This window comes from Pseudomonas sp. S3(2024), assembly GCF_036861315.1.
In the GTDB taxonomy this organism is placed as follows: Bacteria; Pseudomonadota; Gammaproteobacteria; order Pseudomonadales; family Pseudomonadaceae; genus Aquipseudomonas; species Aquipseudomonas putida_A.
In genome coordinates, this window is the sequence record NZ_JAZAQQ010000009.1 from 178,710 (window position 1) to 201,053 (window position 22,344).

A 22,344-nucleotide genomic window follows, 5' to 3' on the forward strand; every position below is an offset into this window, starting at 1 on the left:
GCCGTTATGACCGCTTCATCCCCTTCTCTATTGCAACGCCTGAAAAACCTCAGCCTGGTCACGCAGATCCTGATCGGCCTGATTGCCGGTATCGCTCTGGCGCTGTTCGCCCCGGAAGCGGCGAAAGGCTCGGCGTTCATCGGCAAAGTGTTCGTCTCGGCGCTGAAAGCCGTGGCGCCGATTCTGGTGTTCGTGCTGGTAATGGCGTCGATCGCCAACCACAAGCACGGTCAGGAAACCCATATCCGGCCGATCCTGTTTCTGTATCTGCTCGGCACCTTTGCTGCGGCGGTGGTCGCCGTTATCGCCAGCATGGCGTTTCCCTCGCATCTGGTGCTGTCCACCGAGAACGTGGCGGTGACAGCTCCGGGCGGGATCACGGAAGTCCTGCAGAGCCTGCTGTTGAGCGTGGTCGACAACCCGGTCAGCGCGCTGATGAACGCCAACTTCATCGGCATTCTGGCCTGGGCGATCGGCATGGGCGTTGCCATTCGCCACGCCGGTGACACCACCCGCGAAGTGCTCGGCGATCTGTCCAACGGCGTGACGCTGATCGTGCGCGTGGTGATTCGCTTCGCCCCCCTGGGCATTTTCGGCCTGGTGGCCTCGACCCTCGCGACCTCGGGCTTCGGCGCACTGATCGGTTACGCGCACCTGCTGGGCGTACTGCTGGGCTGCATGCTGTTCGTCGCGCTGGTGATGAACCCGTTGATCGTGTTCTGGAAACTGCGCCGCAACCCGTATCCGCTGACCCTCAAGTGCCTGCGCGAAAGCGGGATCACCGCGTTCTTCACCCGCAGCTCGGCGGCGAACATTCCGGTCAACCTGGAACTGAGTAAACGCCTGGGCCTGCACGAAGACACCTACTCGGTCTCGATCCCATTGGGCGCAACCATCAACATGGCCGGCGCGGCGATCACCATCACCGTGCTGACCCTGGCCGCCGTGCACACGCTGGGGATTGCCGTGGACATCCCGACCGCGATCCTGCTCAGCGTCGTCGCGGCGATCTGCGCCTGTGGCGCCTCGGGCGTGGCCGGCGGCTCGCTGCTGCTGATTCCGCTGGCGTGCAGCCTGTTTGGCATTCCGAGCGAGATTGCCATGCAGGTGGTGGCGGTCGGTTTCATCATCGGCGTTCTGCAAGACTCCGCCGAGACCGCGCTGAACTCGTCGACTGACGTTTTGTTCACCGCTGCGGCATGCCTGGGTGAAGAAGCGAAAGCCCAACGCACCGCATAAACCTGTAGGAGCGAGCCTGCTCGCGATAGCGGTGTGTCAGTCACATCGTCTCGGTATGACACACCGCTATCGCGAGCAGGCTCACTCCTACAAAAAACAAAAGCCCGCCAAGGCGCAAACCTTGGCGGGCTTTTTGTTGCCGGGTGTTTTAGTACGCGCCCATGTAATCGCGTTTACCCACTTCAACACCGTTGTGGCGCAGCAGCGCGTAGGTGGTGGTGACGTGGAAGAAGAACTGCGGCAGACCGTAGCTCAGCAGGTAAGCCTGGCCGCTGAAGCGCTTCTCTTTCGGGGTGCCCGGACGGGTCACGATCTCGATGCCTTCCTTGCCATTGATCTGCTCCGGCTTGATCTCGCCGATGTAGGCCAGAACCTTGGCGATCAGCGCCTGCAGCTCGGCGAAGGTGGTTTCGGTGTCGTCATATTTCGGGATTTCGACTTCGGCCAGACGCGAGGAAACGCCCTTGGCGAAGTCGACCGCGATCTGCACCTGACGCACCAGCGGGAACATGTCCGGGTACAGGCGCGCTTGCAGGAAGGCGTTCGGGTCGATGTTTTTCTCGGTGGCGTGGGCTTCAGCCTTTTTCAGGACATCACTCAGGGCGTTGAGCATTTGTTGAAAAACCGGGACGGATGCAGCGTACAGGGAAATGGTCATGGCAGTCTCGTGTAGTGGCTGGGTGGAACGTGGAGGCGATTATAGCCATGCTTGATGACCACACGGCTTGCCTTTTGTTAGCCAAGGATTAGGCTAGGCGCCTTCGACTGCTGAGGGAACGCGCGATGACCACCGAACTTGCAACCACCACCGACGAACCACGGCTCAACGCCACGGAAATCCGCATCCTGGGTGCGTTGATCGAAAAACAGGCCACCAGCCCGGAAACCTATCCGCTGACCCTCAATGCGCTGGTGCTGGCCTGCAATCAGAAAACCAGCCGCGAGCCGGTGATGAACCTGACTCAAGGCCAGGTTGGCCAGAGCCTGCGGGCGCTGGAAAGCCACGGTTACGCCAAACTGGTCATGGGCAGTCGCGCCGACCGCTGGGAGCACAAGCTCGACAAGGCGCTGGAACTGGTGCCGGCCCAAGTGATTCTCACTGGCCTGATGTTCCTGCGTGGCCCGCAGACAGTGAATGAGCTGCTGACCCGCAGCGGCCGGATGCATGACTTCGAAGATGCCGAGCAAGTGATGCATCAGCTTGAGCGCCTGATCGCGCGCGGACTGGCGGTGTTGATTCCACGTCAGGCCGGTCAGCGCGAAGACCGCTACACCCATGCGCTGGGCGATCCGGCAGATATCGAGGCGATCCTGGCGGCGCGGCAGAATCCTGGGGAACGCTCGACCAGCGGTGTGTCAGTTGAACGCATTGAAGAGCTGGAAGCACGAATTGCCGCACTGGAAGAACGCCTGGCGCGTCTCGAATAATCACCCCCAATCCTATGGTGGGAGCGGGCTTGCTCGCGAATGCGGTGTGTCATTTAGCAATGATGTGAATGACACATTGCATTCGCGAGCAAGCCCGCTCCCACAGGGTCTGCACCAAGCCGAAGATCTCTATTTATTCACCATCCCAGTAGTCCACACCATCCGCCTGCCGCGCCACGGCAACGAAGCCTGACGCATTGCCCTGGTCATCGACTTTGAAGTTGTCCATCACCGCGTATTTGTTGGAGTCAGGGTATTCACAGATATCCGGTTGCTGCTGGGTGCTGACCGCCAGGTAACGCAGCTCCCCGTCGCTGGTGTTGATGATCTGATGCGCCGTTTCCGGTCCGCCCGGCGGGCAGGCGATCACGTCGCCCGCGCGAATCGGAAAGCGTTCGGCCCCTAACCGCACTTCGCCCTCCCCGGCCACCACATAGAACATCTCTTCATTGACCCGATGGCTGTGAAACGGACTACCGCGCATGCCTGGCGGCAAGGCGTACAACCGATAGCCGAGTTTCTGCGCACCAAGCTGCTGGCCGATGCGCGCCATGCGTTGTTGATAGCGGCCAGCGGTTTCACCTTCCGGGGCAAGGGCTTCGGGCAAGGGTTCGAGTTCGACCTGATGCAGGTTGAGAATGGGTGGGTGCATGGCGGGCCTCGGTCACGGTTTTTGTGGGTGGCAAGTCTGGGCTGGCTGGGGAGGCAGTATAGGCATGGATGTCTGGCTTGAGACCGTGGTGCATCCTTCGCGAGCAGGCTCGCTCCCACAGAGGATCTACAGCGAACACACAATCTGTGCATGACAAAAATTCAACTGTGGGAGCGAGCCTGCTCGCGAAGAGGCCCGCCCAGCCAGCACAACTCATCAGCTCCGGGCAAACGCCACCGCCGCCGCAAACTGCACCTCACTCGGCCGCATCCCGGTGTACAACACAAACTGCTCCAGCGCCTGGATCGCAATCACTTCAAGCCCGGTAATCACCTTCTTGCCCTCGGCCCGCCCCCGCACGATCAGCGGCGTTTCCGACGGAATCGCTACCACATCGAATACCGTGTCGGCGGCCTGGATCACTTCAGGCTCGAACGCCAGTTGCCCGGCCTCCGGCCCGCCGTCCATGCCCAACGGGGTGACGTTGATCAGCATCTGCGGCCGCTCGTCGCCGAGCTCCGCCTGCCAGCGATAGCCCAGCGAGTCCGCCAGTGCCCGTCCGGCGCGCTCGTTACGCGCAACGATCAAGCCATTCTTGTAGCCACCATCGCGCAAGGCACTCGCCACTGCTTTGGCCATGCCGCCGCTGCCGCGCAGGGCAAACGTCGTGTCTTGCGGTACCGCGTGGGTTTCCAGCAATTGCGCGATGGCGATGTAATCGGTGTTGTAAGCCTTGAGATGGCCGTTGGTGTTGACGATGGTATTGATCGACTGGATCGCCGCTGCCGACGCATCCAGCTCATCGACCAGCGCGATGCAGGCTTCCTTGAACGGCATCGACACCCCGCAACCACGAATCCCCAGCGCACGAATCCCGCCAACGGCCCCCGGCAGGTCCTGACTGCTGAACGCCTTGTAATAGAAGTTCAGGCCCAACTGCTCATACAAATGGTTATGAAACCGCAGACCGAAGTTCCCGGGGCGCCCTGACAGGGACATGCACAGCTGGGTGTCTTTGTTGGGATTCATCTGCATGAAACTTCTCCTTCAAAACGGACTTTCGGATGGACGGAGTTAGCCATTCCATCGGGTTCTGGACGATCATAAGCGCCTGTCTGCAACGGGCTGCGAGCCCCTTTGACCTGCCGGTAAAGAAGCCGGTACAGACCTTACACAAAATTTACCCAGCGGCTGTGCTGATTTTCAGAATTTCGCTGTCATAGAAGTATCCCCGCGACAACTTTGGGCCTGGTGCAGGCCCGGACGCCGGGTCGAAGAACCGAGGAATTATCATGATTCGTAAACTCCCCATCGTGGCCTTGTTGATTGGTGCATTCGCTATCACAGGTCAGGCAGAAGCCCACGGCGGTGGCTGGCAGGGTCCGGCAGTGTTTGGTGCGATCGTCGGCTCGGCCATCATCGGCTCCGCGTTGATCAACCAGGACCGGCCGGTCTACGTGCAACAGCCTGTTTACGCTCAACCGGCACCGGTTTATGTGCAACAACCGCCGCCACCGGTCTACTACCAGCCGGCGCCGGTCTATGTGCAACAACCGGTCTACGTGCCTGGCCCGGTCTACTACGGCCCACCACGCGGCTACTACGGCCGGCCACACGGCTACTACGGTGGCCCGCGCTGGTAATCGCAACCAACAAGCCCCGCTTTATAGCGGGGCTTTTTTATGACCGTCGGTCGGGCAGAGTCTGAAAAAATCTCGCCAAGGTCGCTGTGAGGACAGTTCCAGCAGCTAAAGTCGGCATGATGGACTTGACCGTTGGGGGCAAAACACAGAACGGTCATCTATTTGTCATGACGGAACCGCAATCTGAATCCGTCCGTAAACAACAGGTTGATAAAAACAAGGACGACCCATGCCTACACAAAATCCGCACCGCATCGTCGGTCTGTGCACTTCAAGCAAGGTGTACAGCGCGTTGACTGAACTGAAACACCTGGAAGGCCACCGCTGCGCCAAGTTTCTTTCGCTGCTGGCGGAGAATCTCGTGCACAAGGGCCTGCTCAATGAGCGCGAAGTGGTGCACATGCTCGACCAGGTTGTCGACTGATGCAGTCCTCACTGTGATCAATGACCACTATCGAAAGCGTTGATTGTCCCTGAGCGCAGCGAATCCATAAGGTAGCTCCACAGATTGATGGAGGTACTTGTCATGGCTCAGGTTCAAATCATGTCGGTAGTCGGCAGCGCTGTCCCCGCATCGCTCAGAGCGTCGGGATTGCTCGCCTGCTGGTATGTGGTGCGCGATGGCGAGCCGATCAGCGGCCCGCTCACTTCGCTGCCCGCGGCGCAGGCCCTGTCGCAGAAAATCGTCAGCACGCCATTCCACGCTTAAGGCAACTGGACTTTCGGTTTGGTCTCGATGAACAGCGCCCAGCTCGACATGAACAGCGCTGCGATCAGCGGCCCGATCACGAAACCGTTGAGGCCAAACACTGCGAGGCCGCCGAGGGTCGAGATCAGGATCATGTAATCGGGCATGCGCGTGTCCTTGCCGACCAGGATCGGGCGCAGCACGTTGTCCACCAGACCGATCACAAACACCCCGAACAGCCCCAGCACCACGCCTTGCCAGATCATCCCGCTGAGCAGGAAGTACACCGCCACCGGCGCCCAGACGATCCCCGCACCCACCGCCGGCAACAGCGACAGAAAGCCCATCAGCACGGCCCAGAGCAACGCACTGGGAATATCGAGAAACCAGAAAATCGCCCCGCCCAAGGCCCCTTGAGTGACCGCCACCACCAGGTTGCCCTTGACCGTCGCGCGCACCACCCGATTGAACTTCAACTGCAAACGGCGCTTGTGGCTCTCCTCCAACGGCACCGCGGTGCGTACCTTGCGCACCAGCTCGGCGCCATCGCGCAGAAAGAAAAACAGCAGGTACAGCATGATGCCGAAGCTGACCACGAACTCGAATGTGCCTTGACCGAAACTGAACGCCTGACTGGCCAGCACCTGACTGCCCTGCATCGACGCCTTGACGATTTTCTCGCGCAAACCGTTCAACTCGCCCATGCCGAAGCGATCGAGCAAATGCTGAAAATACGGCGGCAAGCTGTGTTTGAACTGTGCCAGATAGGCACCGATGTCCAGTTGGCCGCTTTCGATGTTGTTGTAAACCGTCGCGCCTTCCTGCACCAACAGGATGCTGAGGATGATCACCGGCAGAATCGCGATCACCAGGCAGATGCCCAGAGTGCAGAGCGCTGTCAGGTTGCGCCGCCAGCCAAATTTGAGCTGTAACTTGCGCTGCATCGGCGCAAACAGAATGCCGAGAATCACCGCCCAGAACACCGCGCCGTAGAACGGCAGCAGAATCCAGATGAAGGCGACCGTCACCAACAGCAACAGCACGGTGAGGGATTTGAATTGCAGGGTTTTTTCGTTCATGTCCAATCCATGTCAGTCAGGCGTCTCGCACGCCCCGAACCTTAGTCAGCCGGGGCGCGCGCGAGTGCCATCTTTGTTCATGGAGCATAGATTGCCTGGACGATGCAGCCCGGCTAATCAGCGCAACGGCAGTTTGACGATCTGCGCAGTGCTCAACACGTCGCCGAAGGTGTCTTCGACTTCCGCCAGCGCGGCCTTGTGCAGCGAATCCTTGTCGATAAACACGCCGTTGGCGCGAGTGATGGCGCGGGTCGCCGAGGCATCGGACGCGACAATCACGTTGTAGCCCAAAGGCGCGGCGTCCCGCGCGGCACCCGCCACACAGGCGTGGGTCATCAGGCCGGAAATGATCAGGGTCTGGATGCCGGCGTTTTTCAATTGCTGGTCAAGGTCGGTGCTGGCGAACACGCTGACGGTGCTCTTTTGCAGCACCACGTCTTGCGGGCGCGGCTGCATGTCCGGGTGAAATTTAACGGTCTGGCCATCGATGGCAAACACTGGCGAGCCGGCCGGGGCAACGTGCTGCACGTGATACACCGGGATCTTGTGACTGTCAGCGAAAGTGATCAGCTCACGAGTCTTGGCCAGGGCAGCGGCACCGTCCGGGATCGGCATCCGGCCGCTGAAATATTCATTCTGGAAGTCGATCACCACCAGCGCAGACTTGCCCGCTGGCAGATGATCGACCGGTGTAGCGCCGGACAATGCCCGAATGGTCGGGTGGTTGTCGGCCATCGCTGCGCTGCTGGCCATTACACCGGAAAATGCACAAGCGGTGAGAAAGCGGCGAGTAAAGTTCTGCATGGGAAAGTCCTGCCTCGGTTGATTTGACAAGCGAATCTTAAGCAGCCACCGCCGCACCGAACACAGTGAAACCGGCACATGATCTGTGCCCTTTCTGCACAGATAAAGTCCACGCACTCAAACGTAGATCCAGATCAATAAACCGCACTTGTCACTGCACTACCCTGCTGCGCTTTTGCGACCGATGCCGCCATGAAGCCAGACCTCCCCCTCGCCGCCCCGGAATTGCTCGCCCCTGCCGGCACCCTGAAGAACATGCGCTACGCCTTCGCCTACGGTGCCGATGCGGTCTACGCCGGCCAGCCGCGTTACAGCCTGCGGGTGCGCAACAACGAGTTCGACCACGCCAACCTCGCCCTCGGCATTCGCGAAGCGCAGGCACAGGGCAAGCGCTTCTACGTGGTGGTCAACATCGCCCCGCACAACGCCAAACTGAAGACCTTCCTCAAGGATCTGGCGCCAGTGATCGAGATGGCGCCGGACGCGCTGATCATGTCCGACCCGGGCCTGATCATGCTGGTGCGCCGGCATTTCCCGCAGATGCCGATCCACCTTTCGGTGCAGGCCAACACGGTGAACTGGGCGAGTGTCGAGTTCTGGCAGCAACAGGGGCTGAGCCGGATCATTCTGTCGCGGGAGCTGTCGCTGGAAGAAATCGGCGAAATCCGTGAACAGGTACCGGGCATGGAACTGGAAGTGTTCGTCCATGGCGCACTGTGCATGGCCTACTCCGGGCGCTGCCTGCTGTCGGGCTACATGAACAAGCGCGACGCCAATCAGGGCACCTGCACCAACGCCTGCCGCTGGAAGTATTCGGCGCAGCAAGCCACGGAAAACCAGCTCGGCGAGATCGTGCAGACCTTCCAGCCGGAGCCGACCCTGGGCATCGGCGCGCCCACCGATCAGGTGTTCCTGCTGCAGGAAGCCAATCGCCCCGATGAATTAATGCCCGCTTTTGAAGACGAGCACGGCACCTACATCATGAACGCCAAGGATCTGCGCGCGGTGCAGCATGTCGAACGCCTGACGCGCATGGGCGTGCATTCGCTGAAGATCGAGGGCCGGACCAAATCGCACTTCTATTGCGCACGCACCACCCAGGTCTATCGCCGGGCAATTGATGATGCGATGGCCGGGCGCGAGTTCGACCGCAGTCTGATGACCGATCTGGAATCACTGGCCCAGCGCGGCTACACCGAAGGTTTCCTGCGTCGCCATGTGCATGACGAATACCAGAACTATCAGAACGGCAGCTCGGTGTCCGAGCGCCAGCAGTTCGTTGGCGAACTGACCGGCGAGCGCCGCGACCGGTTGGCCGAGGTCAAAGTGAAGAACCGTTTTGCCTTGGGCGATCATCTGGAATTGATGACTCCGAAGGGCAATTTCCACTTCGATCTGCACCAGTTGCAGAGTGCCAAGGATGAAACCATTGAAGTCGCCCCCGGCGACGGGCACACGGTTTACCTGCCAATTCCGGATGCGGTGGATTTGCGCTTTGGCCTGCTGATGCGCGACCTGACTCCTTGACCCCCTCCCCTGTAGGAGCTGTCGCAGGCTGCGATCTTTTGATCTTGTTCTTCAATAACAAAGTCAAAAGATCGCAGCCTTCGGCAGCTCCTACACAGGGAATGCGGGCGTAGCGGAATCAGAGGAATTCTTCACGCAACATCGCCACAAACGCTTCACGCGCCGGGTGTACCCCGGCGTTTTCGTGCCAGTAAAACAGGTTGTCGATCGCCGTCAGTTCGGGAAACTCATACCCCACGCATCCAGCGCCCTTGGCGTATTGCTCGAACACGCCTTTAGGCACCAAGGCCACGCCGGCGCCAGCACTCACGCAACCGACAATCGCCCCATAACTCGCCAGGCTGACAATCGGCAGCGCCTGCCCCTGACGCAACAACCAGTGCTCCAGCGCCGCCCGATACGGGCAACCCTGCGGCCACATGAACACGGTTTTGTCCTGCAGATCGTGGATGTCGCGCACGGGGCCGAATGACGTCGAGGCAATCAGCAGCAATTCTTCGCGGTACATCGGCGTGCGTTTCAGTTGCGAACGCTCGACGTCCACCGCGACGATCGCACCGTCGAGGCGATGGCTGACGGTGTCGTCGAGTAATTGGCCCCAGGTGCCTGTGGTCAATTCCAGCGCCACCTGCGGATAGCGTTGGTGAAACTTGGCCAACAGTCGGGGCAAACGCCCGGTGGCCGAGGACTCAATCGCGCCGATACGCAGCGGCCCGGAGGGTTCGGCGGCGGGATCCACCGCGCGCTTGGCTTCGACGGTCAGCGCCAGAATCCGCTCGACATAGGCGAGAAACGTCTGTCCCGCCGGACTGATCCGCAGCCCGCGTCCCTCGCGCAGAAACAGTGCGACGCCGAGTTCCGCCTCAAGCGCCTTGATCCGTGCGGTGATATTCGACGGCACACAAAACAGCTTCTCAGCAGCCCGGGCAATGCTGCCCTCGTCAGCCACGGTCTTGAACATGCGGATCTGCGCCAGCTCCATACTCATCACTCAAAGTGAACATTCAGCGCAGTATAAGTCAGTTGTGGAGACTTGTTGACCGCCCGGATACTCGGCGCATCAACCCTTGCGGTGCGCCGATCATGCCGTCTCCTTCTCCCTTGAAAATCATTCTGACCATGGCCTTCGTGGTCGGCTGCTGGGCCTATTCACCCACCGGCATTCACATCGGCCTGCAAGCCTACGACCCCGGGCATCTAGCGTTGCTGCGGTTTCTGCTGGCGTCGTTGTTCATGGCCGTGATCGCGGCGTTCAAGAGCATTCGCCTGCCGCAACCGCGCGATGTGCCGCTGTTGTTCGCCCTGGGATTTTTTGCCGTCAGCCTGCATCACGTGGCGCTGAACATCGGCCAGCAAAGCGTCAGTGCCGGCGCCTCCAGCGTACTGGCGCAGTCGAGCCCGCTGTTCAGTACGCTGCTGGCGCGCTACGTGTTCAAGGATCAGGTCAGTGTCTGGCGATGGGGCTGCGTGTTGCTGGGACTGGTCGGGGTGGTGATCGTGGTCAGCGCCGATCGGGGCCTGGGGCAGATCGACGCGCATGGCTTGCTGATCCTGCTGGCAGCGCTGTCATGGAGCATTTACTTCGCCCTGCAAAAACATCACGCCCGGCGTTATGACGGCTTCAGTCTGGCCTGTTATGCGGTGTGGTCGGGGACGCTGCTGTTGTTGATTTATCTGCCGGGACTGGGTGCGGCGGTAGTCAAAGCACCACTGCGAGTGCAATGGGCGGTGCTGGCGCTGGGGGTGTTTCCCAGCGCGCTGGCGTATCTGGCCTGGGGCTTTGTGCTCAGGCATGTGGACTTGAGCCGGGCGACGATGACACTTTATTTGATACCGCCGACGGCGATGGGGATTGCTTCAGTGGGCCTCGGCGAGCAGCCGGCGCTGATGGTTCTGATTGGCGCGGCGGTGGTGCTGATCAGTGTGCTGGCGTTGAATCTGGAGCGGCGGGTGGAGGGTCGACCGATTGAGGTCTGATCGAGGTTTTTTACTGAGGCCGACGACCCCATCGCGAGCAGGCTCACTCCTACAGAGGATGCGTTCTACCTGTGGGAGCGAGCTTGCTCGCGAAAGGGCCGGCGCAGACTATAAATATCTCATGCCGGGTTAGCCTCAGCGCCTGTCATCCGACAATGGCGTCGGCTCATCCGCCGGTGGCACATCATCATCGTCCGCCGCCGGGTCCTTCCAGTCTTCCGGCCGATCGGCATCACTCAACGGATCGCGCCCCGGACTCATGCCCGGCGGCGCATCGTGATCGGCCAGTGTCGGCTCATCCGTGCCGGGCACCGGACGGGTTGGATCGGTCGGCAACACACCACCCTGAAACAGCAAATCATTAGCCATGACACACCTCACCAAGGAGGTCCGGAGAACCCGGGCCATACAGCTTGGAAGCGCGCCTGCGCAGGCGGTGCTATCGAGCAGACCAACGGCAATCAGCCCTGCGCACTGAAACGGTCGCGGCTGTTGGTCAGGTGCAGCCACATGGCCGCGCGCGCCGCGTCCGGATCCTGCCGCTTGATCGCATTCAGGATCGCTTCGTGCTCCAGATGGGCCAACTGCCCCAGCTTGCTCAGATCCGCCGCGCCACGCTCGGCGGCATTGAGCCGCTGACGTGGAATCATCGCGCTGCCCAGGTGCTGCATGATTTCGCTGAAGCAGACGTTGCCGGTGGCTTCGGCAATAAGCAAATGAAAGCGTCGGTCGGCCTCGACGCAACTATCGTTGCTGTCCAGCAGACGCTGATAGTCATCCAGCGCCTGACGCATTTGCAGCAATTGCTGCTCGCTGCGACGTGACGCGGCCAACGCCGCAGCCTGTGTCTCCAGGCCCATGCGCAATTCAAGAATGCTGCGCACGCCGAGCGCGGTGTCGACATTCAGGCGCAAGCCCTGCTCCGCGACGCGCTCGATGACGAACGTGCCGATGCCGTGCCGCGTCTCCACCAGCCCCGACGCCTGCAACTTGGAAATCGCCTCGCGCACGACCGTGCGACTGACGCGGTGTTCCTGAACGATGGCGTTCTCCGACGGCAGCTTGTCGCCGGGCGACAGCCGGCCGAGCAGGATGCTCTGGGTGAGTTTTTCCACCAGATCGTGTGCGAGGTTGTGCGCACGTTTGGGCGCGGGGGCGTCGAGGTCTTCTTGCATGTTCGGTTCCGGTCTTCGGGGCTTGCCGATCGTAGCACTGCGTGATGGCTGACGAGTCGATTTTAGCGCCGAAACCACTTTCAACTTGTATGACAACACTCAATAAAACGAAAAAAACGCAACAACCAAACGCTACGCCCTGTTTGAACATTTGGATCGTGAACCCAAGGGGCGCGTCTGACGGCCGCGATTAAAACCAATAAAAACGGGGAAAAACACCAAAAAGAAATAAAGAATTCGTTCACCAGACAAATTTAATCGCTCCACCCCACTTGTAGGACAAAAAATCTCAGTTGTATGATGTCTATCAACAACGCACCATCCAGCCCTACCCCGCATAAAAATAATCAGTGGGAGAAAACCAAGTGAAAACCTCCGTCTCCGGGATGAACGAGGGCGTCGATTCGACACTCGCGTCCGCCATCTCGAAAGTGAAACGCCACGTCCTGCCGCTCTTCGTGATCATGTTCATCGTCAATTACATTGACCGGGTGAACATCGGTTTCGTCCGCACTCACATGGAACATGATCTGGGCATCGGGGCTGCCGCCTACGGCTTCGGCGCCGGTCTGTTCTTCATCGGTTACGCGCTGTTCGAAGTGCCGTCCAACATGCTTTTGCAAAAAGTCGGCGCGCGTATCTGGCTGACCCGCATCATGCTCACCTGGGGCCTGGTCGCCGCCGGCATGGCGTTCATCCAGAACGAAACGCACTTTTACATCCTGCGCTTTCTGCTCGGCGTGGCCGAGGCCGGGTTCTTTCCCGGGGTGATCTACTACTTCACGCGCTGGCTACCCGGCGCCGAACGCGGCAAGGCGATTGCAATTTTCCTCAGTGGTTCGGCAGTCGCCTCGCTGATCTCCGGCCCGTTGTCCGGCCTGCTCTTGCAGATCAACGGCCTCGGCATGCACGGCTGGCAATGGATGTACTTCATCGAGGGGATGTTTTCCGTCGGGCTGTGCGTGTTCGTCTGGTTCTGGCTCGACGCCAAACCCCACGACGCGAAATGGCTGACCCGCGCCGAACAGGACGCACTGGTCAACGCCATCGACGATGAACAGAAGGCCCGCGAAGCCGCGACGCCGATCCGCCCATCGATGGGCAAACTGCTCAAGGACCGGCAAATCATCCTGTTCTGCCTGATCTACTTTTTCATTCAGCTGACGATCTACGCCGCGACGTTCTGGCTGCCGAGCATCATCAAGAAAATGGGTGAGATGAGTGACTTCCAGGTCGGGCTGTTCAACTCGATCCCGTGGCTGCTGTCGATCGTCGGCATGTACGCCTTCGCCGCTTTCTCGGCCAAGTGGAAGCACCAGCAAGCCTGGGTCGCCACCGCGTTGTTGATCGCCGCAGCAGGGATGTTCATGTCCACCACCGGCGGGCCGATCTTCGCCTTTGTCGCGATCTGTTTTGCCGCGCTGGGCTTCAAGTCCGCCTCATCGTTGTTTTGGCCAATTCCGCAGGCCTATCTGGATGCACGGATCGCCGCGGCAGTGATCGCACTGATCAACTCGGTAGGCAACCTCGGCGGCTTCGTCGCGCCGACCACCTTCGGCCTGCTCGAAGAACACACCGGCTCGATTCAGGGCGGCCTCTACGGCCTGGCCGCGACCTCGATCATCGCCGCGATCATCGTCTTCGCTGCACGCACCACCCCGAAACCCGCTGCTGACCTCGCCGTGGCCGAGGCCGCGCCAAAGCACGCATGACTTCCTTTTTAAAGATGCTGACAAGGATAAAAACATGACCGCACACGACACTGCCAAAGCGCCAATCATCACTGACATGCAGGTGATTCCCGTGGCCGGCCACGACGGCATGCTGCTCAACCTGAGCGGCGCCCACGGGCCGTTTTTCACCCGCAATATCGTCATTCTCAAGGACAACGCCGGCCACACTGGCGTCGGTGAAGTGCCCGGTGGCGAGCGCATCCGCCAGACGCTGGAGGACGCCCGCAGCCTGGTGCTCGGCAGCACAATCGGCAACTATCAGAAGATCCTCAATCAGGTGCGCCAGACCTTCGCCGAACGTGATGCCGGCGGCCGTGGTCTGCAGACGTTCGACCTGCGCATCACCATCCACGCGGTCACCGGACTCGAAGCCGCCCTGCTCGACCTGCTCGGGCAACACCTCGACGTACCGGTCGCGGCGCTGCTCGGCGAAGGCCAGCAACGCGATCAAGTGAAGATGCTCGGTTATCTGTTTTATGTCGGCGATCAACGCGAGACCAACCTCGCCTACCGCAGCGAACCGGACGCCGATAACGACTGGTTCCGCGTGCGTCACGAGAAGGCCATGAGCGCCGAGGCGGTGGTGCGTCTGGCCGAAGCGGCGCAGGCGAAATACGGTTTCCAGGACTTCAAACTCAAGGGCGGTGTGCTCAGTGGCGACGCGGAAATCGAAGCCGTGACGGCTCTGGCCGAACGCTTTCCCGAGGCACGCATCACCCTCGATCCGAACGGCGCCTGGTCACTGAAAGAAGCGATCCGCCTGTGCCGCGATCAACATAAGGTGCTGGCTTACGCCGAAGACCCGTGCGGTGCAGAAAACGGTTACTCGGGGCGCGAAGTCATGGCCGAGTTCCGCCGCGCAACCGGACTGAAGACGGCGACCAACATGATCGCCACCGACTGGCGCGAGATGGGCCACGCCATTCAGTTGCAGTCGGTGGACATTCCGTTGGCCGACCCGCACTTCTGGACCATGCAAGGCTCGGTACGTGTCGCGCAGTTGTGCCATGAGTGGGGCCTGACCTGGGGCTCACACTCCAACAATCACTTCGATATCTCGCTGGCGATGTTCACCCATGTCGCGGCGGCGGCACCGGGCGACATCACCGCCATCGACACGCACTGGATCTGGCAGGACGGCCAGCGTCTGACCAAGGCTCCGCTGCAAATTGTCGACGGTTGCGTGCAAGTGCCGCAGAAACCGGGGCTGGGGGTGGAGCTGGACATGGATCAGCTGGCCAAGGCCCACAAACTGTACAAAGGCATGGGTCTCGGCGCGCGGGATGACAGCGTGGCGATGCAGTTTTTGATACCGGGGTGGACGTTCGATAACAAGCGGCCGTGTCTGGTGCGCTGAATTCTGATCTGCAGTCCACCACTGTCCCCTGTGGGAGCGGGCTTGCTCGCTCCCACAGGGGGGGATTTGTGTCAGGCAGAGATTTGTACCAGCCACTGCTTGAACGCCGTCATCGCCGCCGTCTCCGGCCGTGACTGCAAGCGCGTCAGCCAATAACTGCCGGTGGTGATTTCAATCGCAAACGGCTGACGAATCACGTCCGCCGCCAGTTGCCGGGCGAACATCAGCGGCGGTGCCAACGCCACCCCGCTGCCCTGCAGCGCGGCCTCCATCATCGCCAGCGATGAGTCGAACACAATGCTTTGCGGCGGCGCCGCGTGGGTCGCCAGGCCGGCGGCGTGAAACCATTCCGGCCATTCATCGGTGCGATAGGAACGCAGCAAGCGCTGTTGCAGCAGATCGCCCGGGGTATGCAACTGCCGGGCAATTTCCGGCACGCACAGCACCGACAATGGCGCATCCAGCAGACGCGTGGCCTCGATGCCGTGCCACGCCCCGGCGCCAAAACGAATCGCGTAATCCAGCCCCTCAGCGGCGACGTCGACCCGGTTGTTGTGAGTCGACAGCCGCAAATCTATGAGCGGATGTTTCGCCTGGAAGTCTGGCAGCCGTGGCAGCAACCAACCGACCGCAAAGGTTCCGACGGCACCCACGGTCAACATTTCCCGAGACTGACCGCCGGCCAGCCGCTCGAGCATCTGCGCGATATGATCGAACGACGTGGTCAAAACCGGCAACAGGGTCTCGCCTTCACTGGTCAGCATCAGCCCGCGGGGCAGGCGTTTGAACAGGGTGACGTTGAGTTGCGCTTCGAGGCTTTTCACCTGATGGCTCACCGCCGCCTGAGTCACGCATAACTCCACGGCGGCACGGGTAAAGCTCAGATGCCGCGCCGAAGCTTCGAACGCGCGCAGTGCATTGAGCGGCAATTGAGGTCGAATCATGCCCAGTCCCAAATTTTTCTAATGGCTCATCCGAAATATCATCGTTTGTCGACGAGTGCCAGACTGCCTAAATTGTCGGCGCTGATCAGCTGCCCAACAACAAAATCGCCCGCAGTGTAGCGGGATATCACCCTCAACACTCATGGAGAGTGGTTCACTCATGTCCTTCATCAACCCGAGCAAAGTCATTTCCTGCAGCGCTTTCGGCCTGTTTTTCGGCGCCACCGCGTGCATGGCCGCCACACCCGGCGACGAGCAACTGCAAGCGCTGGTGAACAAAGCCGTCACCCCGGTGATGCAGCAGCAGAACATCCCCGGCCTCGCCGTCGCCATCACCATCAACGGCCAACCGCATTACTTTAATTACGGCGTCGCTGCCAAGGACACGGGGCAGAAAGTCAGCGAAAACACCCTGTTCGAAATCGGCTCGGTGAGTAAAACCTTCGCCGCCACTCTGGCCGGCTATGCGCAGGCGACCGGCAAACTGGACCTGTCGACCAAGGCCAGCCAACTCTGGCCGGAACTGAAAGGTAGCGCTTTCGACAACATCAGCGTGCTGCAACTGGGCACCTACAGCGCCGGCGGCCTGCCGCTGCAATTCCCTGGCCAGTGGGATTCGGCGGAGAAGATGCTCGGCTACTACCAACAGTGGAAACCGGGCTTCCCGGCCGGTAGCCAGCGCCTGTATTCCAACCCGAGCCTGGGCCTGTTCGGTTATCTGGCCGCCAAGACCCTCGGTCAGTCATATGATCAGGCGATAAGCGAAACCCTGCTGCCGAAACTCGGCCTGCAACACACTTACCTGCAGGTGCCGAAAGCACAAATGAGCCTGTACGCGCAGGGCTACGACAAGAACAATCAACCGGTGCGCGTCACCCCGGGCGCCATGGATTCAGAAGCCTACGGCGTGAAAACCAGCGCCGCCGACATGCTGCGTTACGTGCAGGCCAACCTGAAACCGGCAAGCCTTGAAACGCCGCTGCAACAAGCTATCGCCAACACCCACACCGGCTACTACAGCGTCGGCGACATGACCCAGGGCCTGGGTTGGGAAATGTACCGTTACCCGATCAGCCTCGACCGCTTGCTGGCCGGCAACAGCACGGAAATGGCCATGCAGCCGCACAAGGTGCAATGGCTCAACCCGCCACAGCCGCAGGCGAAAAATGTGCTGATCAACAAGACCGGCTCTACCGGTGGCTTCGGGACCTACGTGGCGTTTGTGCCGTCGAAGGAGGTCGGCGTGGTGATTCTGGCGAACAAGAACTTTCCGATTCCGGAGCGGGTGAAGATTGCTCACACGATCCTCAGCGCTTTAGCCGACTGAAAATCAAATGATCGCAGCCTTCGGCAGCTCCTACACCGATCCCATGTAGGAGCTGCCGCAGGCTGCGATCTTTTTGGGCGGGCAATAAAAATGGGCGACCGGCAGAGGTCGCCCATTTTTTTTGATTCAGGCCATGCCATCAATCATCCGGCATTTCCGGTGGCTTGCTCGGTTTCGCCGGTTTGCTCGCCTTGGCGCCCTTCTCGCCTTTCTTGGCTGCCGGTTCGGCGGCGGTGGCCTTGGTTTCAGCGACCGTCGGTGCGCTGATTTCCTTTTCGCTGGCCGGCAGCGCGTCAACCGTGTCGAAGATTTTCTTCAGGTCCACCGATTTCGCTTCATCGCCCGAGGCCGACAGTTTGGTCTCGCCGTCCTTGCCCAGCAGGAACACTTTAGGATACGCGCCGGCACCGAGTTTCAGCGACCGCAGCAAAGCCATGGTGTCTTGCTGGCCGAGATCCTTGCCATCGAGTTGTCCGGCCATATTGAGGATGGTGTAGACCTTGATGTTGCGGTCGGCGACGCCCTTCTTGTTCGCTGGATCTTCCAGCGACTTTTTCAGCCCCACCCACACCGGGTCGACGGTGCTTTGTGCGATTACAATCAACGGTCGGGCCCGTCCCATATCCCCGGCTATGGGCGAGTCATTGTCAGCGGCGAACAAAGGGCCGGCAATCGCCAGCAAGAGTGTCAGGGTCAGTGACCTGATGAGCATGCGCATCTCCTTTTGATATCCACGCTCTAATGATTGCGCATCGCGGCGATTGTTCCGGGGTTGTGCCCGGCAAATATGTTTCGCCTTGTCAGAAGCTTAGGTCAGCCGCGTCATTGCGCAACCGCATCGGCGTAATCGTGACGCGGATTTGATTACCTTTTATGAGCGCATTAGGGTGGTCGTTCTGCCCACGAAATGGAGTTCAACCCATGCACATCGACTACCTTTGCGATCACCCCCATTTGATTGAGGAACTGGCTGCGCTCAATTTCAAGGAATGGGGCGAATTCCGTGACGGCGATACTCTTGAAGCCCGCACCGAGCGAATGCGCGCGGCCTGCGGCAAGGGTGCGGTTCCCAGCGTGGTGGTGGCCATTGAAGACGGCAGATTGCTCGGTGGCGCGCTGCTGATCGACAGCGACATGAAGATCCGTCCCGAGCTGACGCCTTGGCTGGCCGGGGTTTATGTGAAGGCCGAGGAACGTGGACGCGGTGTTGCTTCGCAGCTGGTCAATCGGATTGTCGAAGAAGCCAGGGCGTCGGGCGTACAGACGTTGTATCTGTACACCGATGCGGCGCAAGCACTGTATGCGCGGTTGGGTTGGGAGGTGGTCGAGGATCTGGTCTACGAAGACCTGCCGGTGACGATCATGAAGTACACCTTTACGAGCTGAGATTCCTCCACAGGTTTTGTCCGGCTCAAAGATCGAGCCGGGATCAGAACGCCAGTTTGTAGCCGATCAACAGCAGCATGGTCGCCAGGCACGGGCGCAGCAATTCATCGGAAATGCGCCCGGTCAGGTGACTGCCCAGCCAGATGCCCGGCAACGAACCCATCAGCAGGAAGCCCAGCACGCCCCAGTCCATGTTGCCCATGCTCGCGTGGCCCAGACCGGCAACCAGGGTCAACGGCACGGCGTGGGCGATTTCGGTGCCGACCAGGCGCCGGGTTGGCAGCAGCGGATAAAGGATGAACAGCGCGACCGTGCCGAGGGCGCCGGCGCCGATCGAGGTCAGGGCGACCATGGTGCCGAGGATCAGCCCGGTGATCACCGTCATTACATTCAGGCGCGCGCCGCTCGGGTTGTAGTTGCCGCCCGCGCGTTTGTGGGCGAATTCGAGCAGGCGCTTCTTGAACAGAATCGCCAGCGCCGTGGCGAACAGCACGAAGCCCAAGGCCTGTTTGATGATCGCGTTCATCGCCTCGGGCGCGGTGTGCAGGGTGCTGAGAAACCACAGGGTCATGGCGACTGCCGGCACGCTGCCGAGGGTCAGCCAGCCGGTGATGGCCCAGTCGATGTTGTTGTTCTTTTTGTGAACCAGCACGCCACTGGATTTGGTAATGGCCGCATACAGCAGGTCAGTGCCCACCGCTGTTGCCGGGTTGATGCCGAACCACAGCAGGATCGGCGTCATCAACGAACCGCCGCCGACACCGGTCATGCCGACAATAAAACCCACCACCAGCCCGGCAATCACCAGGCCGAAATTTGCCAATTCCATTAAGACGTCCAGAAAAACGACAGGAAAAATCTGGCCCGCAGCATAGCGATTTTTCATATAACCACATATATCGATGCGGTCTATCGTTATGCCTTTGTTCAAATCCACATCATCTCTACTGTAGGAGTGAGCCTGCTCGCGATAGCGTTTTATCAGACACGAATGATTTGTCTGCGGAGACGCTATCGCGAGCAGGCTCACTCCTACAAAGTCATGCGGTGACGCGCCGGCCCGGTTTGAAACTGTGATGCCGGTTGATCCACACCGTCGCCAGCGCGATCAGCGACAGGATCAACAACGCCCATGGAAACGACATCGCCCCCGCCCGATCCAGCAACAACCCGCCAAACAGGCCGCCGCCAGCAATCGCCACGTTCCAGGAAGTGGTGAGCATCGCTTGCACCACGTCCACGTGCTCGCCGGCCGAATCCGCCGCGGCTGTCAGCAGCAGCGTCGCCGAACCGCCGAACGACAGGCCCCACACGGCCATGCAGGTGTAGATCAGCCACGGCGACGGGGATATCAGCGCCAGCACCAGTGCGGTCACGGCAAACAGCACGAGGCTGATCAGCGTCAGCCAGCGCAACCAGCGGTCCACCAGCAGGCCGATGATCCAGATCCCCACCAGCGAGCACAGGCCGAACACCAGCAGCACCAGATCGACGTGCTCGGCCAGCCCGGCCTGCATCAGGAATGGCGCGATGTAGGTGTAGAGAATGTTGTGCCCGAGCATCCAGGTCAGCACCACGAATAGCACCGGCCGTACGCCCGGCAGACGCAGCGATTGCAGCAACGGCAGGCGTTCGGCGCTGGCCTGACCCGGACGATCCGGCACCGCCAGCACAATCCACGCCGCCAGCACCAACGCCAGCGCCGACATGATCCCGAACGAAGCGCGCCAACCGATCAGGTTGCCCAGCCAGGTTCCCGCCGGGGTGCCCAGCGACAGCGCCACCGGGGTGCCGAGCATGGCGATTGCCAACGCCCGTCCCTGCTGGTGCACCGGCACGATGCCACGGGCGTAGCCGGCCATGATTCCCCACGACAGCCCTGCCGCCATCCCGGCGAGAAACCGCGAGGCCAGGGTCAAGCCGTAATGGCTGGAGAACGTGGTCACCGTGTTGAACACCAGGAACCCGCCAACCGTCATCAACAGCACCCGCCGCCGTGGCCAGCCCCGGGTGGCGACGGTCAGCGGAATCGCCGCGACAATCGAGCCCAGCGCATACAGCGTCACCAGTTGCCCGGCGAGCACTTCGCTGACCCCAAGCCCGGCGCCGATCTGCGGCAGCAGCCCGGCCGGCAGGGTCTCGGTGAGGATGGCGATGAAGCCGGTCATGGCGAAGGCCAGCAACGCGGCATAGGGCAGTTTTTCTGCACGGGTGGCGCGGTCGATACGGTTGAAGTCGGTGCTTGCGGAGTCGGTCATGACAGGTGCAGCTCCCTTTGGATCAATAGTAGCGATGGATTGTATACAAAAATCCCATGCACAATTTGATCAATGTGGGAGCGAGCCTGCTCGCGAATGCGGTGGATCTATCAGAGATTCAGCGCCTGGCAGATCGCTTTCGCGAGCAGGCTCGCTCCCACATTGGATCTCCGCACTTACTGCACCGGAAGGAAATTCAGGAACAGCAGGCTCTGCGCGTAGTTCAGGCCGATGCGCCGGTAGCGCTCATCAAGCATCTGCGCCAGCAAGTCGAGCCGCGCGACGATCTTGCCGAACTCGGTGGCGAAACTCAGGTTGCTGCCCTCCTCCGAGATTTCATTGGAGAACAGCAGCGGCTGGCCTTCCTTGTTCTGGCGCTGGGCCAGAATCCACGTGGCTTTCTCGATGTTGCGCGCGGCGTTGTGGACGAAGGTCGGGTTGATTGCATCGGTCATGTAGAACTCGATGCGATTGCCGTGGGCGGTGACCAGCATGCTGCCGATGGCATAGATGAAGGCGCCGACCCGATCCCCGAGAAACTCCGGACTCATCGCATAGCTGAGCGCCGCCAGATCTTTGCGCCCGCCCAACACCGGTAACGGTTGCTGCTGCTCGACGGCAAGGCGCACCTGTTTCACCGCCGTGTTGATGTCGAGGAAGCCCGACTTGCGCAGTTCTTCCGGGTTGCGCAAATACAGCTTGCCCATCAGGCGATAAAGGCTGTTGAGGTTGTCGCGCATCGCCAACGTGGCCATGCGATCGACGCTGGTCTGCAGGAATTCCTGCGGTTGACCGTCACGCATCTGAGCGATGAAACCGTTGCCGGTCTGGTGCGTGCAACCGCTGACAAACAGCGATGACAGACAGGCCAGCAACAGGCACGGGCGGCGAAAAAATCGGGCGATCGGGTGAAAAACTCTCGGCATGAATTCTCGAACAGGCACATTCCTGTGCGGCGGGCGTCGCCGCATCCTGGCCATGGATAGAGCCGCCGAATCCGGAAAAGTGCAGCGCTGGCACGATTTCCCGACCTTCGGCAACTATTTAGTATGACTTTATATTTGCACTAAACCTTCAACCGACTATAAATTCTGACTCAACCCACAATTAGCATGACTATTACCCTG

At 60.5% G+C, this 22,344-nt stretch carries 24 protein-coding genes; 11 read left to right on the forward strand and 13 right to left on the reverse strand.

What is annotated here, in order from left to right:
* The first annotated feature begins 6 nt into the window (after positions 1-6).
* Positions 7-1,239, forward strand: coding sequence for a serine/threonine transporter SstT (gene sstT, locus VLA07_RS22110; RefSeq protein ID WP_333991337.1), 1,233 nt, complete (start codon positions 7-9; stop codon positions 1,237-1,239).
* Between the two features lie 148 nt (positions 1,240-1,387).
* Here sstT and VLA07_RS22115 read toward each other — a convergent pair whose 3' ends face one another.
* A complete protein-coding gene (locus tag VLA07_RS22115) occupies positions 1,388-1,897 on the reverse strand; it encodes a DUF1993 domain-containing protein (protein WP_007965386.1) in 510 nt (169 codons plus the stop codon).
* Between the two features lie 125 nt (positions 1,898-2,022).
* Between VLA07_RS22115 and VLA07_RS22120 the strand changes: the two genes are divergently transcribed.
* Entirely contained in the window at positions 2,023-2,667 is a 645-nt protein-coding gene (locus tag VLA07_RS22120; protein ID WP_333991339.1) for a YceH family protein, read from the forward strand.
* A gap of 133 nt (positions 2,668-2,800) precedes the next feature.
* Here the strand turns inward: VLA07_RS22120 and VLA07_RS22125 are convergent, their stop codons facing one another.
* Positions 2,801-3,319, reverse strand: coding sequence for a cupin domain-containing protein (locus tag VLA07_RS22125; RefSeq protein WP_285373709.1), 519 nt, complete (start codon positions 3,317-3,319; stop codon positions 2,801-2,803).
* A gap of 216 nt (positions 3,320-3,535) precedes the next feature.
* Positions 3,536-4,354 (reverse strand): shikimate 5-dehydrogenase, encoded by an 819-nt coding sequence (locus VLA07_RS22130; protein WP_333991341.1) that lies wholly within the window; start codon positions 4,352-4,354, stop codon positions 3,536-3,538.
* Between the two features lie 257 nt (positions 4,355-4,611).
* Here VLA07_RS22130 and VLA07_RS22135 point away from each other — a divergent pair, with 257 nt between their 5' ends.
* From VLA07_RS22135 to VLA07_RS22145, 3 genes are all read left to right on the forward strand, one after another.
* On the forward strand, positions 4,612-4,962 hold the full coding sequence (locus VLA07_RS22135) for a hypothetical protein (RefSeq protein ID WP_007965394.1): 351 nt from the start codon (positions 4,612-4,614) through the stop codon (positions 4,960-4,962).
* Between the two features lie 229 nt (positions 4,963-5,191).
* Positions 5,192-5,386 (forward strand): hypothetical protein, encoded by a 195-nt coding sequence (locus tag VLA07_RS22140; RefSeq protein ID WP_025108897.1) that lies wholly within the window; start codon positions 5,192-5,194, stop codon positions 5,384-5,386.
* Between the two features lie 102 nt (positions 5,387-5,488).
* Entirely contained in the window at positions 5,489-5,671 is a 183-nt protein-coding gene (locus VLA07_RS22145) for a hypothetical protein (protein WP_333991342.1), read from the forward strand.
* Here the strand turns inward: VLA07_RS22145 and VLA07_RS22150 are convergent.
* Complete coding sequence (locus tag VLA07_RS22150) at positions 5,668-6,729, reverse strand: AI-2E family transporter (RefSeq protein ID WP_027613894.1); 1,062 nt, start codon at positions 6,727-6,729, stop codon at positions 5,668-5,670. The two genes, VLA07_RS22145 and VLA07_RS22150, sit on opposite strands and share 4 nt — an antisense overlap.
* A gap of 117 nt (positions 6,730-6,846) precedes the next feature.
* Complete coding sequence (locus VLA07_RS22155) at positions 6,847-7,533, reverse strand: cysteine hydrolase family protein (protein WP_333991344.1); 687 nt, start codon at positions 7,531-7,533, stop codon at positions 6,847-6,849.
* 192 nt (positions 7,534-7,725) lie between these two features.
* On the opposite strand from VLA07_RS22155, the gene trhP reads away from it, so the two are divergent.
* A complete protein-coding gene (gene trhP / locus VLA07_RS22160; RefSeq protein WP_333991346.1) occupies positions 7,726-9,060 on the forward strand; it encodes a prephenate-dependent tRNA uridine(34) hydroxylase TrhP in 1,335 nt (444 codons plus the stop codon).
* Positions 9,061-9,178: 118 nt separating this feature from the next.
* Here trhP and VLA07_RS22165 read toward each other — a convergent pair whose 3' ends face one another.
* On the reverse strand, positions 9,179-10,042 hold the full coding sequence (locus VLA07_RS22165) for a LysR family transcriptional regulator (RefSeq protein ID WP_333991394.1): 864 nt from the start codon (positions 10,040-10,042) through the stop codon (positions 9,179-9,181).
* A gap of 101 nt (positions 10,043-10,143) precedes the next feature.
* On the opposite strand from VLA07_RS22165, the gene VLA07_RS22170 reads away from it, so the two are divergent.
* The gene (locus tag VLA07_RS22170; protein WP_333991348.1) at positions 10,144-11,037 is read left to right on the forward strand and encodes a DMT family transporter; all 894 of its coding nucleotides are present in this window, start codon (positions 10,144-10,146) and stop codon (positions 11,035-11,037) included.
* Between the two features lie 135 nt (positions 11,038-11,172).
* Here the strand turns inward: VLA07_RS22170 and VLA07_RS22175 are convergent, their stop codons facing one another.
* Positions 11,173-11,406 (reverse strand): hypothetical protein, encoded by a 234-nt coding sequence (locus tag VLA07_RS22175; protein WP_097087777.1) that lies wholly within the window; start codon positions 11,404-11,406, stop codon positions 11,173-11,175.
* Between the two features lie 92 nt (positions 11,407-11,498).
* Complete coding sequence (locus VLA07_RS22180) at positions 11,499-12,212, reverse strand: FadR/GntR family transcriptional regulator (RefSeq protein ID WP_333991351.1); 714 nt, start codon at positions 12,210-12,212, stop codon at positions 11,499-11,501.
* 365 nt (positions 12,213-12,577) lie between these two features.
* Between VLA07_RS22180 and VLA07_RS22185 the strand changes: the two genes are divergently transcribed.
* Both VLA07_RS22185 and gudD read left to right on the forward strand, forming a co-directional pair.
* Positions 12,578-13,924 (forward strand): MFS transporter, encoded by a 1,347-nt coding sequence (locus VLA07_RS22185; RefSeq protein WP_007965412.1) that lies wholly within the window; start codon positions 12,578-12,580, stop codon positions 13,922-13,924.
* Between the two features lie 34 nt (positions 13,925-13,958).
* On the forward strand, positions 13,959-15,302 hold the full coding sequence (gene gudD, locus VLA07_RS22190; RefSeq protein WP_333991352.1) for a glucarate dehydratase: 1,344 nt from the start codon (positions 13,959-13,961) through the stop codon (positions 15,300-15,302).
* Between the two features lie 71 nt (positions 15,303-15,373).
* On the opposite strand, the gene VLA07_RS22195 is transcribed toward gudD, so the two are convergent.
* On the reverse strand, positions 15,374-16,246 hold the full coding sequence (locus VLA07_RS22195; protein ID WP_247268265.1) for a LysR family transcriptional regulator: 873 nt from the start codon (positions 16,244-16,246) through the stop codon (positions 15,374-15,376).
* Between the two features lie 160 nt (positions 16,247-16,406).
* Here VLA07_RS22195 and ampC point away from each other — a divergent pair, with 160 nt between their 5' ends.
* The gene (gene ampC / locus VLA07_RS22200; RefSeq protein WP_333991353.1) at positions 16,407-17,573 is read left to right on the forward strand and encodes a class C beta-lactamase; all 1,167 of its coding nucleotides are present in this window, start codon (positions 16,407-16,409) and stop codon (positions 17,571-17,573) included.
* 139 nt (positions 17,574-17,712) lie between these two features.
* On the opposite strand, the gene VLA07_RS22205 is transcribed toward ampC, so the two are convergent.
* The gene (locus VLA07_RS22205) at positions 17,713-18,285 is read right to left on the reverse strand and encodes a DUF4174 domain-containing protein (RefSeq protein WP_027613884.1); all 573 of its coding nucleotides are present in this window, start codon (positions 18,283-18,285) and stop codon (positions 17,713-17,715) included.
* Between the two features lie 209 nt (positions 18,286-18,494).
* Here VLA07_RS22205 and VLA07_RS22210 point away from each other — a divergent pair, with 209 nt between their 5' ends.
* Positions 18,495-18,959, forward strand: coding sequence for a GNAT family N-acetyltransferase (locus tag VLA07_RS22210; protein ID WP_097087770.1), 465 nt, complete (start codon positions 18,495-18,497; stop codon positions 18,957-18,959).
* 43 nt (positions 18,960-19,002) lie between these two features.
* On the opposite strand, the gene VLA07_RS22215 is transcribed toward VLA07_RS22210, so the two are convergent.
* The 3 genes from VLA07_RS22215 to VLA07_RS22225 form a co-directional block, all read right to left on the reverse strand.
* Entirely contained in the window at positions 19,003-19,788 is a 786-nt protein-coding gene (locus VLA07_RS22215) for a sulfite exporter TauE/SafE family protein (protein WP_064586898.1), read from the reverse strand.
* A gap of 211 nt (positions 19,789-19,999) precedes the next feature.
* Positions 20,000-21,217 carry an MFS transporter gene (locus VLA07_RS22220; protein WP_333991358.1) on the reverse strand — a complete coding sequence of 406 codons (1,218 nt, stop codon included), beginning with the start codon at positions 21,215-21,217 and terminating at the stop codon, positions 20,000-20,002.
* A 176-nt stretch (positions 21,218-21,393) separates the two neighbouring features.
* Positions 21,394-22,143, reverse strand: a complete 750-nt coding sequence (locus VLA07_RS22225) for a hypothetical protein (RefSeq protein ID WP_027613880.1) — start codon at positions 22,141-22,143, stop codon at positions 21,394-21,396.
* Positions 22,144-22,344 lie beyond the last annotated feature (201 nt).

Bases quoted from the DNA above. Each gene is read 5' to 3' on its own strand.
- VLA07_RS22205 (WP_027613884.1), bottom strand. From the start codon at position 18,285: ATGCTCATCAGGTCACTGACCCTGACACTCTTGCTGGCGATTGCCGGC.
- VLA07_RS22175 (WP_097087777.1), bottom strand. From the start codon at position 11,406: ATGGCTAATGATTTGCTGTTTCAGGGTGGTGTGTTGCCGACCGATCCA.
- VLA07_RS22130 (WP_333991341.1), bottom strand. From the start codon at position 4,354: ATGCAGATGAATCCCAACAAAGACACCCAGCTGTGCATGTCCCTGTCA.
- ampC (WP_333991353.1), top strand. From the start codon at position 16,407: ATGTCCTTCATCAACCCGAGCAAAGTCATTTCCTGCAGCGCTTTCGGC.
- sstT (WP_333991337.1), top strand. From the start codon at position 7: ATGACCGCTTCATCCCCTTCTCTATTGCAACGCCTGAAAAACCTCAGC.
- VLA07_RS22220 (WP_333991358.1), bottom strand. From the start codon at position 21,217: ATGACCGACTCCGCAAGCACCGACTTCAACCGTATCGACCGCGCCACC.
- gudD (WP_333991352.1), top strand. From the start codon at position 13,959: ATGACCGCACACGACACTGCCAAAGCGCCAATCATCACTGACATGCAG.
- VLA07_RS22225 (WP_027613880.1), bottom strand. From the start codon at position 22,143: ATGCCGAGAGTTTTTCACCCGATCGCCCGATTTTTTCGCCGCCCGTGC.
- VLA07_RS22180 (WP_333991351.1), bottom strand. From the start codon at position 12,212: ATGCAAGAAGACCTCGACGCCCCCGCGCCCAAACGTGCGCACAACCTC.
- VLA07_RS22210 (WP_097087770.1), top strand. From the start codon at position 18,495: ATGCACATCGACTACCTTTGCGATCACCCCCATTTGATTGAGGAACTG.
- VLA07_RS22170 (WP_333991348.1), top strand. From the start codon at position 10,144: ATGCCGTCTCCTTCTCCCTTGAAAATCATTCTGACCATGGCCTTCGTG.
- VLA07_RS22155 (WP_333991344.1), bottom strand. From the start codon at position 7,533: ATGCAGAACTTTACTCGCCGCTTTCTCACCGCTTGTGCATTTTCCGGT.
- trhP (WP_333991346.1), top strand. From the start codon at position 7,726: ATGAAGCCAGACCTCCCCCTCGCCGCCCCGGAATTGCTCGCCCCTGCC.
- VLA07_RS22150 (WP_027613894.1), bottom strand. From the start codon at position 6,729: ATGAACGAAAAAACCCTGCAATTCAAATCCCTCACCGTGCTGTTGCTG.
- VLA07_RS22125 (WP_285373709.1), bottom strand. From the start codon at position 3,319: ATGCACCCACCCATTCTCAACCTGCATCAGGTCGAACTCGAACCCTTG.
- VLA07_RS22195 (WP_247268265.1), bottom strand. From the start codon at position 16,246: ATGATTCGACCTCAATTGCCGCTCAATGCACTGCGCGCGTTCGAAGCT.
- VLA07_RS22120 (WP_333991339.1), top strand. From the start codon at position 2,023: ATGACCACCGAACTTGCAACCACCACCGACGAACCACGGCTCAACGCC.
- VLA07_RS22140 (WP_025108897.1), top strand. From the start codon at position 5,192: ATGCCTACACAAAATCCGCACCGCATCGTCGGTCTGTGCACTTCAAGC.
- VLA07_RS22215 (WP_064586898.1), bottom strand. From the start codon at position 19,788: ATGGAATTGGCAAATTTCGGCCTGGTGATTGCCGGGCTGGTGGTGGGT.
- VLA07_RS22145 (WP_333991342.1), top strand. From the start codon at position 5,489: ATGGCTCAGGTTCAAATCATGTCGGTAGTCGGCAGCGCTGTCCCCGCA.
- VLA07_RS22165 (WP_333991394.1), bottom strand. From the start codon at position 10,042: ATGGAGCTGGCGCAGATCCGCATGTTCAAGACCGTGGCTGACGAGGGC.
- VLA07_RS22135 (WP_007965394.1), top strand. From the start codon at position 4,612: ATGATTCGTAAACTCCCCATCGTGGCCTTGTTGATTGGTGCATTCGCT.
- VLA07_RS22115 (WP_007965386.1), bottom strand. From the start codon at position 1,897: ATGACCATTTCCCTGTACGCTGCATCCGTCCCGGTTTTTCAACAAATG.